This is a genomic window from Streptomyces sp. NPDC005648, from assembly GCF_040605395.1.
Lineage (GTDB): Bacteria > Actinomycetota > Actinomycetes > Streptomycetales > Streptomycetaceae > Streptomyces.
Window position 1 is genome coordinate 34,729 of record NZ_JBEXCS010000016.1, and the last position, 15,598, is coordinate 50,326.

General features: G+C 71.8%; 20 protein-coding genes and 1 pseudogene. 3 read left to right on the top strand and 18 right to left on the bottom strand.

Features of this window, described 5'->3' with window-relative positions; genetic code table 11:
* Positions 1–651: 651 nt before the first annotated feature.
* The 17 genes and pseudogenes from ABZT17_RS12195 to ABZT17_RS12275 form a co-directional block, all read right to left on the bottom strand.
* Positions 652–975 (bottom strand): annotated as a pseudogene (locus ABZT17_RS12195) (WhiB family transcriptional regulator); the annotation flags it as partial.
* The gene (locus ABZT17_RS12200; RefSeq protein ID WP_356347133.1) at positions 864–1,583 is read right to left on the bottom strand and encodes a hypothetical protein; all 720 of its coding nucleotides are present in this window, start codon (positions 1,581–1,583) and stop codon (positions 864–866) included. The pseudogene ABZT17_RS12195 and the gene ABZT17_RS12200, both read right to left, overlap by 112 nt.
* Positions 1,580–1,939: a hypothetical protein gene (locus tag ABZT17_RS12205; RefSeq protein WP_356347135.1), complete on the bottom strand. Its 360-nt coding sequence runs from the start codon at positions 1,937–1,939 to the stop codon at positions 1,580–1,582. The genes ABZT17_RS12200 and ABZT17_RS12205 overlap by 4 nt, the downstream gene beginning before the upstream one ends.
* The gene (locus ABZT17_RS12210; RefSeq protein WP_356347138.1) at positions 1,939–3,759 is read right to left on the bottom strand and encodes a hypothetical protein; all 1,821 of its coding nucleotides are present in this window, start codon (positions 3,757–3,759) and stop codon (positions 1,939–1,941) included. Before ABZT17_RS12210 ends, ABZT17_RS12205 begins: the two co-directional genes overlap by 1 nt.
* 24 nt (positions 3,760–3,783) lie before the next feature.
* On the bottom strand, positions 3,784–4,179 hold the full coding sequence (locus tag ABZT17_RS12215) for a hypothetical protein (RefSeq protein ID WP_356347141.1): 396 nt from the start codon (positions 4,177–4,179) through the stop codon (positions 3,784–3,786).
* Positions 4,180–4,311: 132 nt separating this feature from the next.
* Positions 4,312–4,815 (bottom strand): hypothetical protein, encoded by a 504-nt coding sequence (locus tag ABZT17_RS12220; protein ID WP_356347143.1) that lies wholly within the window; start codon positions 4,813–4,815, stop codon positions 4,312–4,314.
* Positions 4,812–5,054 carry a hypothetical protein gene (locus ABZT17_RS12225; protein WP_356347145.1) on the bottom strand — a complete coding sequence of 81 codons (243 nt, stop codon included), beginning with the start codon at positions 5,052–5,054 and terminating at the stop codon, positions 4,812–4,814. Before ABZT17_RS12225 ends, ABZT17_RS12220 begins: the two co-directional genes overlap by 4 nt.
* Complete coding sequence (locus ABZT17_RS12230) at positions 5,048–5,896, bottom strand: hypothetical protein (RefSeq protein WP_356347148.1); 849 nt, start codon at positions 5,894–5,896, stop codon at positions 5,048–5,050. The genes ABZT17_RS12225 and ABZT17_RS12230 overlap by 7 nt, the downstream gene beginning before the upstream one ends.
* Positions 5,893–6,339, bottom strand: coding sequence for a hypothetical protein (locus ABZT17_RS12235; protein ID WP_356347150.1), 447 nt, complete (start codon positions 6,337–6,339; stop codon positions 5,893–5,895). Before ABZT17_RS12235 ends, ABZT17_RS12230 begins: the two co-directional genes overlap by 4 nt.
* Positions 6,339–6,653: a hypothetical protein gene (locus ABZT17_RS12240; protein ID WP_356347152.1), complete on the bottom strand. Its 315-nt coding sequence runs from the start codon at positions 6,651–6,653 to the stop codon at positions 6,339–6,341. Before ABZT17_RS12240 ends, ABZT17_RS12235 begins: the two co-directional genes overlap by 1 nt.
* A gap of 94 nt (positions 6,654–6,747) precedes the next feature.
* A complete protein-coding gene (locus ABZT17_RS12245; protein WP_356347155.1) occupies positions 6,748–7,119 on the bottom strand; it encodes a hypothetical protein in 372 nt (123 codons plus the stop codon).
* Positions 7,119–7,721, bottom strand: a complete 603-nt coding sequence (locus ABZT17_RS12250) for a hypothetical protein (protein WP_356347157.1) — start codon at positions 7,719–7,721, stop codon at positions 7,119–7,121. Before ABZT17_RS12250 ends, ABZT17_RS12245 begins: the two co-directional genes overlap by 1 nt.
* Before the next feature lie 2 nt (positions 7,722–7,723).
* Entirely contained in the window at positions 7,724–7,999 is a 276-nt protein-coding gene (locus ABZT17_RS12255; protein WP_356347159.1) for a hypothetical protein, read from the bottom strand.
* Positions 7,996–8,592, bottom strand: a complete 597-nt coding sequence (locus tag ABZT17_RS12260; protein ID WP_356347161.1) for a hypothetical protein — start codon at positions 8,590–8,592, stop codon at positions 7,996–7,998. The genes ABZT17_RS12255 and ABZT17_RS12260 overlap by 4 nt, the downstream gene beginning before the upstream one ends.
* A complete protein-coding gene (locus ABZT17_RS12265) occupies positions 8,589–9,077 on the bottom strand; it encodes a hypothetical protein (protein ID WP_356347164.1) in 489 nt (162 codons plus the stop codon). Before ABZT17_RS12265 ends, ABZT17_RS12260 begins: the two co-directional genes overlap by 4 nt.
* A 106-nt stretch (positions 9,078–9,183) precedes the next feature.
* Positions 9,184–9,516 carry a hypothetical protein gene (locus ABZT17_RS12270; protein ID WP_356347167.1) on the bottom strand — a complete coding sequence of 111 codons (333 nt, stop codon included), beginning with the start codon at positions 9,514–9,516 and terminating at the stop codon, positions 9,184–9,186.
* Entirely contained in the window at positions 9,470–9,769 is a 300-nt protein-coding gene (locus ABZT17_RS12275) for a helix-turn-helix transcriptional regulator (RefSeq protein ID WP_356347169.1), read from the bottom strand. The genes ABZT17_RS12270 and ABZT17_RS12275 overlap by 47 nt, the downstream gene beginning before the upstream one ends.
* Positions 9,770–9,945: 176 nt before the next feature.
* Between ABZT17_RS12275 and ABZT17_RS12280 the strand changes: the two genes are divergently transcribed.
* The 3 genes from ABZT17_RS12280 to ABZT17_RS12290 all read left to right on the top strand — a co-directional run bounded on the left by ABZT17_RS12280 (position 9,946) and on the right by ABZT17_RS12290 (position 12,197).
* A complete protein-coding gene (locus ABZT17_RS12280) occupies positions 9,946–10,404 on the top strand; it encodes a hypothetical protein (protein ID WP_356347172.1) in 459 nt (152 codons plus the stop codon).
* 146 nt (positions 10,405–10,550) lie between these two features.
* On the top strand, positions 10,551–10,781 hold the full coding sequence (locus tag ABZT17_RS12285) for a hypothetical protein (RefSeq protein ID WP_356347174.1): 231 nt from the start codon (positions 10,551–10,553) through the stop codon (positions 10,779–10,781).
* Between the two features lie 39 nt (positions 10,782–10,820).
* Positions 10,821–12,197 carry an integrase gene (locus ABZT17_RS12290; protein WP_356347177.1) on the top strand — a complete coding sequence of 459 codons (1,377 nt, stop codon included), beginning with the start codon at positions 10,821–10,823 and terminating at the stop codon, positions 12,195–12,197.
* A 170-nt stretch (positions 12,198–12,367) separates the two neighbouring features.
* Here ABZT17_RS12290 and ABZT17_RS12295 read toward each other — a convergent pair whose 3' ends face one another.
* Positions 12,368–15,565: a tetratricopeptide repeat protein gene (locus tag ABZT17_RS12295; RefSeq protein WP_356347179.1), complete on the bottom strand. Its 3,198-nt coding sequence runs from the start codon at positions 15,563–15,565 to the stop codon at positions 12,368–12,370.
* Between the last annotated feature and the right edge of the window lie 33 nt (positions 15,566–15,598).

Below are 15,598 nucleotides of genomic sequence, written 5' to 3' on the forward strand. Positions count from 1 at the left end.
CCGGCCGTGGTGCTGCTCGAACGCGACATGCCGGCCGTTGAAGCGGCGGCTGTCGGCCCACAGCTGGGCCATTCGGCCGGCCGTCGGCCCGGTCCATCGCACGTGACCGTCGCCGTACGGTTCGGTGGACGCGGCGAAGGCCTCGGCCTTCGTACGGGCCTGGCCTCCGCACCGCACCGGCCTCGGCAGGCCGGCCTTCCTGCGGATGGCGAGGATCGTCGGCGCGCTGATACCGACCTGCTCCGTGATCTCGGCGGAGGTGGCGCCCGCCTTCAGCAGTTCGAGGGTGCGCCGCTCGTTGTCCGCACGCTGCTCGGGCGTGTACCGGAAGCCGGGGCCCTTCGGGTAGGGGATGTTGTACGCCTGCCGGGTCGCGACAACGGTCCGTGTGGACACCCGCAGTTGCTCTCTGATCTGCCGCAGGGTTCGGCCCGCGCGCAGGAGTTCGGCGACGTCCTCCCGCACGGCGGCGGTCGCCTTCGGCTTCGGGGCGGCGGCCTTCTTCTTTCGGCGCGCGGGCGCCGCCTTCTTCTTCGCCTTGGCCACCGTCTTCTTCGGCTTCGCCGCCACGGCTGGCACGGGTGCGGCCGCCGCCGGGCGGAGCTCGACAAGGACGGCGAGCGCAGCGGCACGATCGGCGGGGAGAGCGGGCAGGGCGCGGCGCTCCTTGTAGGTGAGGCCGCCCCAGATGCCGTTGGTGGCCTGGCTCTCGAGGGCGTCATACAGGCACTCGACACGGACCGGGCAGCCGCCGCAGATCTCCTTCGCCTCGGCGGGCTGGGCGGTGAAGAACGTCTTGTAGTTGGTGCCGCCGCAGGCCGCGGACGACTGCCAGCCCACCCCCGCTGCAGTTGCATCCGGTGTCACTGCGCCCCCTTGCGGGCAGTGCGACCGAGGACGTGACACAGCTGGCAGTAGGCGACCCCGTCGGGCGACAGACGCCCGTGCTCGCCCTGATCGTGTCCGCGCCGGCACGAGGACGGCCGCTCTCCCTTGCCGAGGAGGATCCGCAGCTGCTCGCGTAGTCGCGTGCGCCCGGGCTCGTCCTCGACGTGGTCGGGGGCAACGCACTGGTGCACGCCGCACTCGGCCTTCGCCTGGCCCACAGGATCCCGACCGGTCCTCTGCCGGAACGCGATCGCGGCCGCCGTGTACGTCGCCTCCTTGTAGCGCATCACCGGGGTGCGGCTTGCGTTGACGCGCTCACCGGTCCACTCCAGGTGGCCGCCCTCCATCGGCCTGGTCCGCTGCTTCCACTTCTCTTCCAGGGACAGCGGCTGACGCTCGGGTGACGGGATCCCGGTCTCCTTGCGGATGCGTCGTACGGCGGCCCGGTCGACGCCGAGCTTGGTGGCGATCGCGGTGTTGCTGAGCCCCTTGCGCAGGAGCCGGCGGATCTGGGCGTCCTTCGGGTGCGGCCGGGTGCCGCGACGGGTGATTGTGGCCGGGCCGAACCCGCCGTCCGCCCGCAACCGAGCGACGGTGGACACGTCCGCGCCGGTCCGTTCCCGGATCGCGGTGTTCGTCAGGCCGTCGGCCAGGAGAGCCCGGATCTCGTCCTGCTTCGGATGCCGGAAGATCATCGCGTCCGCCTCCCCTGCGGCTGGCCGAAGAGCGGGGGCTGCACGGAGGGCCTGCGCCGCGCGGGCCGCGACCGTGACGGTGCGGCCTGCTGGCTGTTGCCGGTGCAGGAGTCCCAGTGCGCGACGGCCTTCCACTCCAGGCCCTCCGGGTTGGGCCGGTCCGGGTCGAGCTCGCGCACGACCAGGCCGCCGAGTCCCGTGGTGTGCGCGGCCAGGCCGCCGGCCGGGGACGGCAGGGCGTTGAGGGGAATGCGCCGGCCCTTGTTGTGGCCGGTGGTGCAGGTGGCCCAGCGGATCCGGGCGCCGCACCGGGTGCAGGTGGTGACGCCTTGGGTGGGGTGCGGGACGGTCGGCATCAGGACTCCTCTCCGCGCGCTGCGGCAGCGGCTGTTCGGGCGGTGTGTGGTGCGGCGCGGCGGCGGCCGCGCGGCGTGGTGCAGGGTTGGCCCTCGTCGGCGAGGCAGCCCGGCACCGGGCACGCGGCCGTGAGCGCCCCGGTCAGCTCTGCTCGGCCGACCGCGGTACGGAAGGCGGCGGGCATGTAGTCGTCGCGCATGGGCGCCTCCTCGACGGCACACGGAATGGGCACGGCAGGCGCTAACGCGGGCGCAGCAGAAGGGAGTTCAGGGAGCGCGCCGTACGCGGTGCGCAGCAGCTCACTCGCGCGGAGGACGCCGTAGCGGTGGAGTGCGGCGGCGGGGCCGTGCTGGGCCGCCGCCGCGAGGACCTCCTCGTCGGACGTCTGCGACCGCTGCCGGTAGCTGGCCTTGGTCAGCGCCTGCTCCTGGACGAGCTGGGTGAGCCGCTCGTCCCACGCGCGGGCTTGGCGCCACTGCTCGCTGGTGATCTGCCGCGTGTGGGCGCAGGTCTCGCACGGCTCGCCGGTGGGCCAGACGTAGCCGTGCTCGCACAGCGGCAGGCCGCAGCCCTTGGGAACGATGGCCACGTGCAGGAGCCACGCGCCGACGTCGCGGATGGTGCGGGCGTCGAGGTAGCGGGCGGCGATCCGGGCGGCCATCCGCTCGGGCGTCATCAAGTTGCGGGCTTCGTCGTCGAGTTGGCGGCCGATCTCGCGGGCGACCTTGCGCAGGAGGAACCGGCTGACGTGCTCGTCGAGGAGGTGACGGACCGGAGCCAGGGCGGTGTGGATGCGCCGGGTCCAGCGGAGCTCCGGGCCGCCGTACGGGGTGCCCGGGCTGGCGGCGGTGGGGTGGTTCCCGCGCGGAGCGCGAGAGGGGCCAGGCCGGAACGTGTCCGGCGCGGTCCTGGCCGGGTTCTCCACAGGAGCGGGGACCCACTTACGGTCACCTCGCCTACGGCGGGAAACCCCCACAGGGTCCGTCTCATCGCGTCGGTCAGTCCGGTGATCTTCCTTAGACGCGAGGGATCCGTCATGATCGCCCGGACCCGATCCGTCATAGACGACCGGTGACGCCGACTCCCACAGCGGGAGTTGCTCGTCCTGGTCATCGAGGGCCGCGGCCTCCGGCGCGGCCGGGACCGGGTGGAGCGGGTGGCGGTGGGTCTCGTAGGTGTGGCGGCCTTGCTCGCCCTCGCGGCGCCCGACGGTGAGCCAGCCGGTCAGCTCGAGGTCGTCGACCAGGCGGCGGGCCTGGCGCTCGCCGAGGTGCTCGCCGGCGTGCTTGCCGGTGTGGTGGTGGAGCATCTCGCCGAGCTCGGCGACGGTCACCGGGATGCGGCGGGCGGTGGAGTAGGCGAGGAGCGCGTACAGGCGCAGCAGGCGGGGCGTGAGGGTCTCGGCTGCGCGCACCGGGATCCGCACCCACAGCTCGCCGTCGGCGAGCGGGCGGGTGACGCGGTGGGCGGACTCGCCCTTGCCGCCGCGCTTTGTACGGCGGGTGGTCGGGATCTCGGTGATGCCGTCGACCGGGTCCGGGTGGCGCAGGGGCTTGAGGCCTCGCTCGACGGCGGACTTGGACATGCCGAGGTAGGCGGCGAGGGTGGCGACCTTCGCGGTGCAGCCCTCCGGGCGGAGGGCCAGGGCTGCGATCTTGACGTAGGTACTCAGGGCCGCATCCGGGTACTGAGTGCCTACGACCAGGCGCAGGGGGACCTTGACCGTCATGCCGCCGTCGCGCGGGCGCACCCCAGCGGCCGCGCGGGGCGGCTGGGGGTGCGGTGCAGCCGTGTGGGCTGCGAGCGCGACGGCGGACATGGGTTCCTCTGGTGGTGGGGTGGGTCAGGAACGGGTCTCGGGGCTGCAGGTGTGCTCGCGTCCCTGGGTGAAGAAGCCGGCCTGGCAGCAGGCGCGTCCGGCCGCCTCGTACTGGGCGCGTCGGGCCGCGAGCATCGCGGCCGCCTGGTCCCTGGAGGCATGCATCACCGCGAGGAACTCCTCGCCGGCGTCGTTGCCGTAGGCGGCTTCGATGTAGGCGAGCGCGGCACCGAAGATGGCGGGCGCTGAGCAGGTCGGCAGGAGGATGCCGATGTCGTCCTCGGTGCCGTCCTCCGTCTGGCCAAGGAGGTGGAAGGAGACGGCGGCCATTCCGTGGGAGCAGGGATGTTCGAAGTTGAGACCGGCGCCGCCATTGGTGGCGCGGAACAGTCGGCTGGGTTCGGAGTTTCGGATTTCCATCTCGGGCCTGTCTGCTGGGTGGTTGAGGCGGTGGTGGTCCGGGCCCCGCCTGCTGGGGGAGGGCGAGGCGGGGCCCGGTGGTGGCGACCGAGGGCGCGGGGGACGCCGGGGGTGTGGTCGCCGGGCGGGTGGTCAGGTGGCGGCAGGCCCGCGGCCGCGGAGCTGCTGCAGCACGACGGTGGGAATGCACAGCTGGAGGACCTGCTGACCCGTGCGGGGGCCGACGTCCAGGACGCGGCGGGTGAGCCAGCCGCGCTGCGTGAGGACCTCGATCTGGACGAGGACCTGGCCCTCGGTGAGGCCGGTGTCGTGCGCGAGTTCGCGGGTGCCGGTCAAGTGCTTGTTGATCAGGCCGGTGCGGAAGTTGGCGTAGCCGAGCAGAGTGAGGGCGGTGAGGCGCGCCTCGGGATGCATGCGGCTGATGCGCATGCCCTGCTGGTACATCCGCCGAAGCATCTCGTGGGGTTCGAGCTGACCCGGCGCGATCAGGCTTGCCGCCGACGTCGCCACGGAGGCCCGCGGGGCGGCCGGCCGGGGTGAGGGAGCGCGGGATGCCGGTGTCTTGGCCGGGGCAGGGGCGGGGCGGTGGGCGAGGTCTGCCGGGGAGGGGACGTGTGGTCTGACCGGTGCGCTCATGTCCTCGGGTCCTTGTCGGTGCTCGGCGCTGGCGGGGCAGCGGCCTCGGGCGGGTTGGCGTCGGGCGGGGGCTGGCGGTGGATGGGCCAGCCGGGGCCGGGTGGGGGTTCGGGCCGTCCGGCAAGCGCGTTCGGGGTGTGCCGGGCGCACCACCAGCCCGACGGGTAAAGGCGGGCGTAGGTGAGCGCGTGGGGCAGGCCCAGCGACGTGCACGACGGGCGGCGCGAGCCGTTCACCACGGGTCGTCACCCCCGTCAGGGACGCCGACGGGGGACCCACCGTCCCCCGGCTCCGCTTCGGGTGTGTGCTCCTGGGCGAGCGCAGACAGTTCGACGAGGGCGCGCTCGCCGCCATACGCCGACACCGTCAGCTCAACGCTCGGCGACCGCCAGCCGCACGGCCCCTGCCGGGCCGGATACCGGTACTCGCTGACCTCGTCCGCGCCCAGGACGCCCGCCCATCCAGCCATCGCCGTACGGGCGGCCTCCAGCGGCAGACCGTCCAGGCGTCCCTTCGCCATACCGCCGCCGGCGGCCGGGCCGTTGTAGACCGGCTGGAACGTCCACGGCACCGGAGCCAGGCTCTGATTCGCCTCCTGCAGTTCGGTCACCAGGCGCAGCCCGGGCTGCGCCTGGTGCGTCTGCCCGGTCAGGGTGGCGGTCTTGTGCTGCCGCCAGGCGAGCTCGGGCGACGAGCCATCGGTGTACGTGGTCTTGTCCCGCCAGCCGCACGAACAGCCGGCCGTGTGGGAGCTGTAGAACTTGAACCAGCCGCGGACCACCAGGTCGGTGTGCTCGAACTTCCGGCCGTGACCGCGCACCGGGCCGATCGCGTCGAGTGTGCGCCACACCCGCACCGTGTCGCTCTTCGGTAGACGGCGGCGGAACTGCGGCTCGATCTCGTCAGGGCCCCGTCCCTGTCGGTGTACGTGCCCGGGCTCGTCGCCTGCCAGGTCCCACAGATACGGGCGGTGGACGATCTCCCGCACCTTCAGGCGGCCGCCGAGATGGTCGGTGATGTCGCCGAGACGGACGTCCTCCACCTTGACGGCCAGCACGACAAGTTCCTCACGCGTAGTCATGACGCTCCGATCGAGGTCGAGTGAAGGGAGTTGACGGCGTTGGCCCATGCGCTGTCGGGGTCGGCCTGCGCGGCGTGCTGCTCCCACAGGCCCACCAGGCCGTCGACCGAGCGGCCCTGCGGGGTGCGGCCGATGGGGCGACCGCACCGGCAGGTGGCGCGGAAGTCGAGGCCGGCGGCCTCGAGGACCAGGGCGTGAGGAGTGGACGGCGCCCCCGGGCCTCCGGCGGTGTTGCCGCCGGCGGGGGTGTCCTTCTCCTCGGCCCGGGCCCAGGCGGCGCTGATCGCCTTGGCGAGCAGGGTGGGCGGGGCCTGCCAGGTCGGATCGGTGGTGCCGGATCCGAGCAGCTGCACGAGGGGACCGCGCAACTCGTAGGCCAGCAACGGCCGTACGGGCTGGTCGGCCACCAGCACGCTGCGGATGACCTCGATCCGGTCGGCCATCAGCTCTCACCGCCCGACCGCATCGGGATGGCGCGGAGCTCGGCGCGAGCTCGGGCGATCGCCGCGCACCTGCCCTCGCAGTACCAGTGCGCGGCCGCACCATCGGCGGCGCCGCGGACCTGGACCATCCCGTCCGCCGGCGGACGGCGCCCGGTGACCGGCGTACCGCAGCCGTCGGCCCTGCAGACGTCGAAGACGGACAAGCTGGTCGCCGGGTGGCTGGCGCCCGTCTTGCCGCCGTTCCAGGCCAGTCGGGCCTTTCGCTGTGCCTCGCTGACCTCCGGCAGGCGCGGGCGCTGGGCACGGGTAGGCATCAGCGCTCACCGCCCGTACCGATCAGGGCGGCCCACGCGACCATGGCGACGGCCGCGGTGAACGAGGCGACGAGGAGCACGTATCCGGAGGCCATCAGCTCTCACCGCCCTCGGCCTGGTCGAGCAGCAGCACGGCGGCCTGCTTGGCGGACATCAGTCCGTGGCGGTCGCTCACGGCCTTACGGATCAGCTCGGCCTCGGCCGTGTAGCCGTGCTCATCGAGCAGCTCGGCGGCGTGCTTGCCGTGCCGGATGCTCCGGTTGGCGGCGGCGTCGACGACGAGCTTGGCGGCGGGTGCAGCGGCGAACCGCGCGGCATTCCACGCGGCGGTACGCGCCTGGTGGAAGGTGCTGCGGGCGCGGGTGCCGCCGTGGCTGAGACATGGTGTGCCGGCGGATGCGGCGCAGCCGAGTGGGGGCGCCGGGCAGTCCACGCGACGCGGCGAGTTCTCCTGGGTGGTGCCCATCAGACGGCCACCGCCACGGTACGAACGGTCTCGGCGTCGGTGATCCAGGCGGCGGCGTCCTCGAGCTCGGCCAGGCCGTGGGAGGAGTGCCGCCAGCGCAGGGTGGAGATCTGGTGCGCGCCGTCCTCGTCAGGGACGGCGCCGGCGAGCCAGCGGGGGGTGCCGTCGGCGTCGCGGTAGCGGGTGATGATCCCGTACAGCGTCTCCGTGGTGACGCTGTACGGCTGACGGGTGACGAGGTACTGGTGCGGCTCACCGCCCGCGATGACCGGGCGGCCGGGCCACAGCCACAGCTCGCCGATCTGGCGCGGGGGCTGGCCCCATCCGGTCGCCGAGGTGTGGGAGATGGCCTGGGTCAGGCTCTCGCCGGAGAGGGTGTGCACCGTGTGGCAGGTGCGGCACAGCAGCCGCAGATGCACGCGGCCGAAGGCGTCGGCGTGAGTGCAGATGCCGTTAGGGCAGGTGTGGTGCTCGTCGCCGGTGATACCGGGGCGGATGCCCTCGCTGTGGAGGACCTCGGCGTCGTCCCACACGGGGGTGGTGCAGCCCTCGGCGTGGGCGAGGGGGTTCCATCCGAAGTAGACGGTCTCGATCAAGTCCATGGTCAGGCGGCCTTCTTGGCGTGGCGTGCGTGGTGGAGCACGCGGATGGGCTGGGTCTCTGCCAGGACGAGCGGGGCGGCGTGCCGCGGCCTCCGCGCGGGGGCGCGGGCGGGCAGTGCCGCAGGCGGCGGTGCGGCCGGGGAACGGTGCGCGGTGAGGCCGGGCCCGACGCCCTCGGTGTCGAGGGCGAGCTTGATCAGGCCCAGCACCAGGGCGCCGGTACCGCAGCCGATGCCGCTACAGACGAGCCACTCGGTGGCGCTGGCGGTGCCGTTCACGGTCTGGCCGGTTCGGTCTCGACGATCACGCCCATGAGCCGGGCCGCCGCATGGTCGGTCAGGAGGTCGGGCACGCTTTCCCCGCGCAGGCGGACGGTCACGCCCTTGCAGCAGCCGGTCGCGGTGACTGCGGTGCCGTCGGCGGTGACGGTGGCCGGGTCGATGCCCAGCCGGTGCATCCACCAGCGCCAGCAGTCCAGGGACTGCGGCCGGACGGTGATGCCGAGTGTGCGCGCGTCGGGCACCTCGGTGGCGATGACGTCGTACTGCGTCGAGCGCAGCCGCGCGGCGAGCTCGGCGGCCGGGGAGTCGAGGTCGACGTCCAGGCCGACGCGGGCGAGGCATCCGGCGTACTCGGTCGCCTCGAACTCCGCGGAGTCCGCCACTGGTTCGCCGGCGGTGACGGCGTAGCGGACGGGGGTGTCGTCACCGGCGGCGGCGAGCGCCTCAGCGATCAACGCGCGGACGGGCCCGGTGAGTTCGAGGGCCAGGGCCTCACGCTGCTGGGTGTCCAGGGGCAGATCGAGGAGGGCGGCGGTCATCTCGATGGCGGAGTGGAGCTTGAGCGGAACGTTCCGCGGGTCCTGGCTCACTGGCCTCCGTCCGCGGTGTCGCCGGTGACGGGCGTGATGGCGGGGACGGTGGCGAGCACGCTGGCGCCGAGCGGGACGGGCTGGACGGCCGGCGTCTCCTCGGCCGCGGGCTCGGGGTTGGGCTCGGCGGAGCCGGGCTGGTGCTCCAGTTGGGCGGCGATGGGCGGAGAGACGAGGGCGCTGCCGCGGACCTCGACGGACTCGATGCGGGCGTAGGCGTCGAGGTGGATGCCGAACTCCGTGGTCGCGCGGGTGACGGGGACGTCGACCAGGGCGGCGAACGCGAGGAGGCCGGCGGCGCGGGTCTCGCGGAACTTCAGGTGGACTCGCCAGCCGGAGGGGAAGTCTTCCTCTATCTCGACGGCGAACGGGACCTCGTCGGTGCCCAGGTAGCTGATGACGGCTCCGGCCACGGTGTGCGCGTGGGCGAAGGTGTCGGTTCTCGGGGGTGCGATGGGCGTGGTGGTCTCGGTAGCCTGCTCCATGTGAGCCTCGCTTCAGGTTGGTTGAGGTGAGGTGACGTCTCGAGCGGGGCCGTTGCGGACCGGGCAGGGTCCGGGCGGCCCCGTTTGCCGTGCGCGTGGCCAGTGGTCAGGAACTCGACCGGGCAGTCCTTCTCGAGCGGGGCCGACGCGGCTTGTTGTGGCCGTGAGGCTTGTCGTGCATCAGCTCGGCGATCACCGCGAGGTCGGAGTCGCTGAACATGAGCTGGTTCGCCATCCGGTGCACCGGGAAGCGGGGCCCCTTGCTGCCGTCCTGGGGGCGGTTGACTCCTCTGCGGAGCCAGTCCTGACCGCGCTTGTCGTCCTCGTCCTCGGTGGCCAGGCCGAGCCGTACGGTCGCGGCCTTGAGGTTGTAGAAGTTCTCGAGGACGGGATCAGCCGTCTTCGTCTGCCGCGTCGGGGCGGCCGATGTGGCGGGCATCGCTCTCCTGTTCTTGCTGCTCTTCGGCTGGGGCGAGGAGTCGGCGGTCAGTCGCGGGCACGTCGAGGACGGTGCGCAGGCGCTTGTAGGTGGGGGGCCGCAGGGTGTGCCGGGCGCCGGTCTCGAGCTGGCTGAGGTAGGGCCCGCTGATGCCGGCCTTCCTGGCGCAGTCGTTTCGAGTCAGGCCCAGCTCCATGCGGCGGGTGCGGATGGCCGTCCCGTCCACCTGGAAGGTGGCTGGGGGTCTGTGCATGTGGAGAAATCTAGCGACTGTGTCTAGCTATCGCTAGCGATACTCACCAGTAATCTCTAGAAATCTCTAACTTTCAGGACTGGCGAGGTTGCGACAGAGCCAGGGGGGTGCCAAGTTCAGGTCACGTCGATGGAGATTCCTGGCGGTAGCTAGAGGTAGCTGTCATCATGGGCGTCATGGCGTCCACCAGTGATGACACCGCTCGCCACAGGAGGCGACTCGGGTCACTCGTTACCCAGCGGCGCACCATGCTGGGTATTACCGACAAGCGCGTCGCGGCCAAGCGGTGCGACATGTCGGTGACGACCTACACCAAGATCGAGAATGGTGACCCGGTCAACGTCATGAGCTACAAGAAGCTCGAGGCGGGCTTTGAGCTCGAGTCGGGTGCCTGTGTGGCAGTGCTCGAAGGTGGGGAGTCCCTCGCCTTGGCTGATGGTGGCCAGTTGTTCGTCGGTGGGCGCTCGACGCGCGTCGATCAGGAGCAACTGGGGCCGGCGTTGCGGCAGGCCATCACCAAATGGACGCGCCTGATCCGGCCGGATATCACCCTCGGTGAAGACCAGGCGATGAGTGACGGCGTCCTCGAGGAGCTGCGGCGCCTCGGCTTCCTGAACGAATCCGACAACTCGTAGACCGATCCGTACAACCATTTCGGCGTAATCAGATCGTGACTTGAATGACCGAGTTTTCGGTCAGTAACCCCTGCCGACACCAGGTGACACATGTAACTCTGACGTTCCGCCTGGGGGCTCCGATCCTGGAGAAGTGGGGGAGATCAATGGCAACAGTCGTCACTTACGACGGAGCGCCAGGCTTCATCGCAGACGTCCTCGAGCTCAACGGGCAGACGGTGTGCGTCCTCAGCCCGGACGTCTTCACCGACGCAGAGACCCGCTCTCTTGTCCGGACATGGATGCGCGGCCAGGGCGTCGACTGCGAGGCCTGCCTCGGCTGCTCAGTCGGAGTGATGCAGCAGGGCGGCAACGGCGGGGACCCTGCCAGGCCGTGACGGCTGGCGCCCTGCCACACACCAATTGGGGGATGGCGCATGCCGTACATCGAGCGCCGCGGCAACAGCATCCGAGTGAAATGGTGGGGCGGGCAGTACAAACGCGACGCCGGCGGCCAGCCCACGAAGACCAAGATCTACGAGTCTGCCTCCGGACCCGAGCCCGGCGTTCCGTTCCAGGACGAGGACGAGGCGTACAACTACGGTCTCGACCGTGAATACGACGTCCGGCACGGCAAGCACATCCCGCGCGTTGACACCCAGACGCTGATGGAGACGTACTGCTGGCTGTGGTACAAGACCGTCTCCCTGCGGCCCAACTCCATGGACAGCTACAGGTGGATGCTCAACGCTGTGATCATCCCGTACTGGGGGCAACGTCCCGTCGGCGCCATCACCGCCCTCGAATACGAACTGTGGAAGACCGAGATCGAGGCCAAATACTCCGACAACTACGCCGACCAGCTGCGCGGCCTCTTCCGCATGCTGATGGAGGACGCCGTCCTCAAGTACAAACTGCGGACGGATTCGCCGATCATCGAGCAGCGCCGACGTGGCCGGTACACCAAGAAGAAGACGCGGCGAGAGAAGTCGGATCTCCCCATCCACGCCGTACACCAACTCGCCACCAACGCCTACCACGTGTGGGGCTTCACCGGCTGGACCTACATCTGGACCATCGCCTTCACCGGGCTACGCCCCCCTGGCGAGATGTATGGCATGCAACGCGGCTACGCCTCTCCGTACTGGCCAGCCTCCGATCCGGTGCGCGATCGCCGCGTCAAGGCAGCGGCGCGGTACGGGCCGAAGCTGCCCGCGCTCCGGGTCCAGCACCAGCTGTACTACGTGAACAAGAAGCCCACCCTCGCCGGGCCGAAGTACGAGTCCTACCGCACTCTCGTGGTTCCGCCGTTCCTGCACGAGATGCACACGGCCCTGCTCGCCTCGCACGACAAGCCGTTCATGTTCCTCTCGCACATGGGTAAGCCGCTCCTGGGCACCCAGTTCGCGCGGGACTACTGGCGCCCCATCCGCGGCGGTGCACCGGAACGGAAGTCCCGCAAGGGGTACGAGCGGTTCGTCCGGCCGAAGCTGCCAGCCGTAGAGGAGATGGCCGGCCAGGACATCTACCGGCTGAGGCACTGGCACCGCGAGCTCCTCGATGAGCCGGGGGCCGACATCGCTCGCGTCGCCAAAGAGGCCCGCATGGGCCATGAACTTCCTGGCGTCGAAGGTGTCTACACCAACGTCTCAGTGGCGATGGAGGAGCGTATCGTCGAGTACCTCCAGGAGGTCTGGGAGAAGTTCCTCAGCACAGGGCCATGGCTGCCACCTTTTCCCATTCGTCTCCCAGATGATCAACGCAAGGGGATATTCCCCCTGTTCAGCGACTACCCGATCATCGACGAACGCTGATGAAGTCCATGAGCAAGCACATGGGCAAGGTGACGTTCGAGGAGACCGCGGACCCGGAGGCGCAGGCCTCCGGCAAGACGGCCGCGGCCTCCGAGAAGGCCTCGCCGACCAAGGGCTGAGCGCCGGGCGACCGGCGGTGTGATCCCGTGCCCCTCCGGGGCGGCACGGGATCACACCGTGCCGGAGGGCACCCCCATCACCTCCCGCGCATGCCGGCTGGGCACCATCCCCAGCCGCCAGGCCTGCCAGCCGTCCTCCAGGTTCACACCGCGCTCCAGCAGCAGCTGGTACGCCCCCACGTAGTCGTCGAGCTTCTCGTCGCGGAGGCGGTGGCCCGTCCGCCGCAGCTCGCCCAGGTCCTCCAGGGCCACCGCGGTGCCGACCTCCACGCCGCCCGGTGCCGCGTACGGCAGCAGGGTGCAGCGCAGGAAGCGCGCCCAGTCCTCGCCGCGCCGGTCGCCGTAGGACGTGAACAGCTCGACCGCCTGGTCGCACAGTGTCAGCGCCTGGGGCGTACGGGTGTTGCCCGCGTCCACCACCGCCAGCTCCAGGCATGTCCATGCCTCGCCGTGGGCGACGCCGATGCGCTGGAAGTCGCTCCGGGCGTCCACCAGGAGCTGGCGGGCGAAGCCCGAGTTGCGCAGGGAGCCCGTCTGCGCCGCTCGCTGGTCCCGGGTCACCCGGGCCGAGTGGTGGCGGGCGCACGCCAGCCCGTAGACGTCCCGCATCCGGGAGAACATCGTGCGGGAGCGCTCCAGTTCGCGCACGGCCAGGTCGAGGTTGCCGCTCTCCTCCAGGGCCTGGCCCAGGTAGTAGACCGTCCAGGCCTCGCCGCGGGCGTCCTCGTTGTCACGGTGGCGGGAGGCCGCCTGGCGGAGGCCGTCGACGGCCGGCGAGGGGTCGCCGGCGACGAGACGGGCGCGGGCGAGCTGGGTGAGGGCCCAGGCCTCGCCGCGGGCGTCGCGGGTGCGGCCGTAGCGGTCGAGGGCCGCGCGCAGCTCTGACTCGGCGCGCGGCACGTCGCCCATGCGCAGGGACAGCTGGCCGAGCTGGAAGTGGGCCCAGGCCTCGCCGTGCAGGGACTCGCCCGCGTGGTGCAGGACGAGGGAGTCGGTGAGCAGGGTCAGGGCCTCGGAGACATGGCCGCGGTCGCGCTCCACCGCCGCCAGCGCGTGCATGGTCCAGGCGCGGTCCGTGGCCAGTTCGTCGGGCGCCTGCAGGACCAGGGCCTCACGGAGCTTCGTCTCGGCCTCGGTGAGGTTGCCCTGGTGGTGGAGGGTGATGCCCAGGGAGCACAGGGCGCGGGCCGCGCCCGCGTCGTGGTGTGCCTCGCGGTACAGGTCCACCACGGAGGACAGGGTGGTGCGGGCCTTGTCCAGCTCGCCCAGCTGGCGGGCCGCGATACCGGTGCGCCACTGCACCGAGCGGACCAGCAGACCCTGGTCGACGGCCTGTGCCAGCTCGCTGATCTCGCCCAGGCGGTAGAGGTCGCCGCGCAGCAGGCAGTAGTCGCACAGGGCGCCGAGGAGGCTGAGGACCGCCGCCTGGTTCACGCCCTCCGCGTGCCGCAGGGCCGAGGTGATGAAGCTCGACTCGTCGTCCAGCCAGCGCAGGGCCTCGTCCAGGGAGGTGAAGCCGTGCGGACTGAAGCGGTCCGACCGGGTCGACATGTTGCCGTCGACCAGGCGCAGCACCGAGTCCGCGAGATCGGCGTAGTTGACGATCAGGCGTTCCTGGGCCGCGGTGCGCTCGGTCGGTTCCTCCTCGTCGAGGAGACGGGCGTGGGCGAAGGCCCGCACCAGGTCGTGGAGGCGGTAGCGGTTGCCGCGGACGTGGTCGATCAGGCCCGCGCGGGACAGGGCGAGGAGATGGCGGGTGGCCTCGGTCTCGTCGGTCGCGAGGAGGGCCGCGGCGGCAGCGGCGCCCAGCGAGGCGCGGCCCGCCAGGGCGAGACGGCGCAGCAGACGGCGGGTCGTCTCGGACTGGTCGGTGTAGCGGAGCCACAGGGCCCGCTCGGTCGGCTCCACCGGGCCGTACGCGCCCAGGTCCGTGGCCAGCCGACGGGGTGAGCGGGGGCCGAGGGACGAGCCCGCGATGGTCAGGGCGAGGGGCAGGCCGCCGCACAACTCCCTGATCCGGTCCGCGGATTCGGCGTCGTACGGCCCCGAGTCGTCCTGGGCCGCCGCGCCCAGCAGCTCGTCGGCGCCCGCCGGGTCCAGGGGCTCCACCGGCAGCTCGTGGACCTGGGCGTGCAGGCCCGAGGGGAGCCGGAGGGGTTCGCGGGCCGTGACCAGGACCAGGCTGTCGGAGCGCTCGGGGACGAGGGTGCGGACCTGCTCGGGATCGGAGGCGTCGTCCAGCACGATCGTGACCGGGAGGCCGGCCAGATGCTGGTGGTACAGCTCGCTGAGGCGCTTGACCTGCTGGTCGGGGGAGGAACGCTCGCGGAACAGGAGCTGCTCGCGGGGTGCGCCGAGGCGGTTGAGGAGGTGGAGGAGCGCGTCCCGGGTGTTCAGGGGCGGCTCGTCCGTGCTGTTGCCGCGCAGGTCGACGACGCAGGCGCCGCGGAAGTAGTCCTTCAGGTCATGGGTGGCGCGGATGGCGAGAGTCGTACGGCCGCTGCCGGGCGCGCCGTGCAGGACGACGACCGTGGGACGGGTCTCCGTGCTCGCGCGGGACGCCTGGACCCACTGGCGGATACGGGCCAGCTCCTGGCGCCGGCCCGCGAACGGGCCGTCCGGCTCGGGGAGTTGACCGAAGGACTGCTGCAGCACGGTTCTCCCCCGGGCCGCCGCGCTCTTGTCCGCGCCCTTCAGCCGGGGGCCCGTCTGCTTGGGGCCGGTGGAGGCGGCCAGGACGCGCTGCTGGTCGAGGAAGGGGCGGATGCCGCGGACCTCCAGGGCGGTGAGCCACTGCAGGCGCAGTTGCTCGGCGCCGCCGGGCTGGCCCGCGGCGCCGGCACGATGGTGGGCCGCGGGGAGGTGCGAGCCGGCGACCTTGACGACGGTCGCCGCGGCGCCGACGACACCGACGGTGACGCCCACGCCCACCGCGGTGCCGGTGTCCGTGCCGAAGGCCAGGTCGGCCACGGCGGCGGCGATCGCCGCGACGGCCGCCACCAGCAGGGGAGTTCCGGCGCCTTCCCGCGCGTACCGCTGTCCGAAGCCGATCCGGCCCGTCTCGTCCGCGTCGAGTGCGCGTGTGTACGCCTCGTACTCCTCGGCGGCGGTCTCCGCCATCGCGTCCAGCGCGCCACGTGCCCGGGACAGCAGTACGGTCGCGTCGGTGCGCCCGCCGGAGCGCCGGACCTCCTCCCCGACGGCCCGGGCCAACAGCCGGTCGGCGTCGGCCCGATGACTGTCCCGCATGTCCCGTCCCCCTCCGGCGGCAACTCCTTTGCC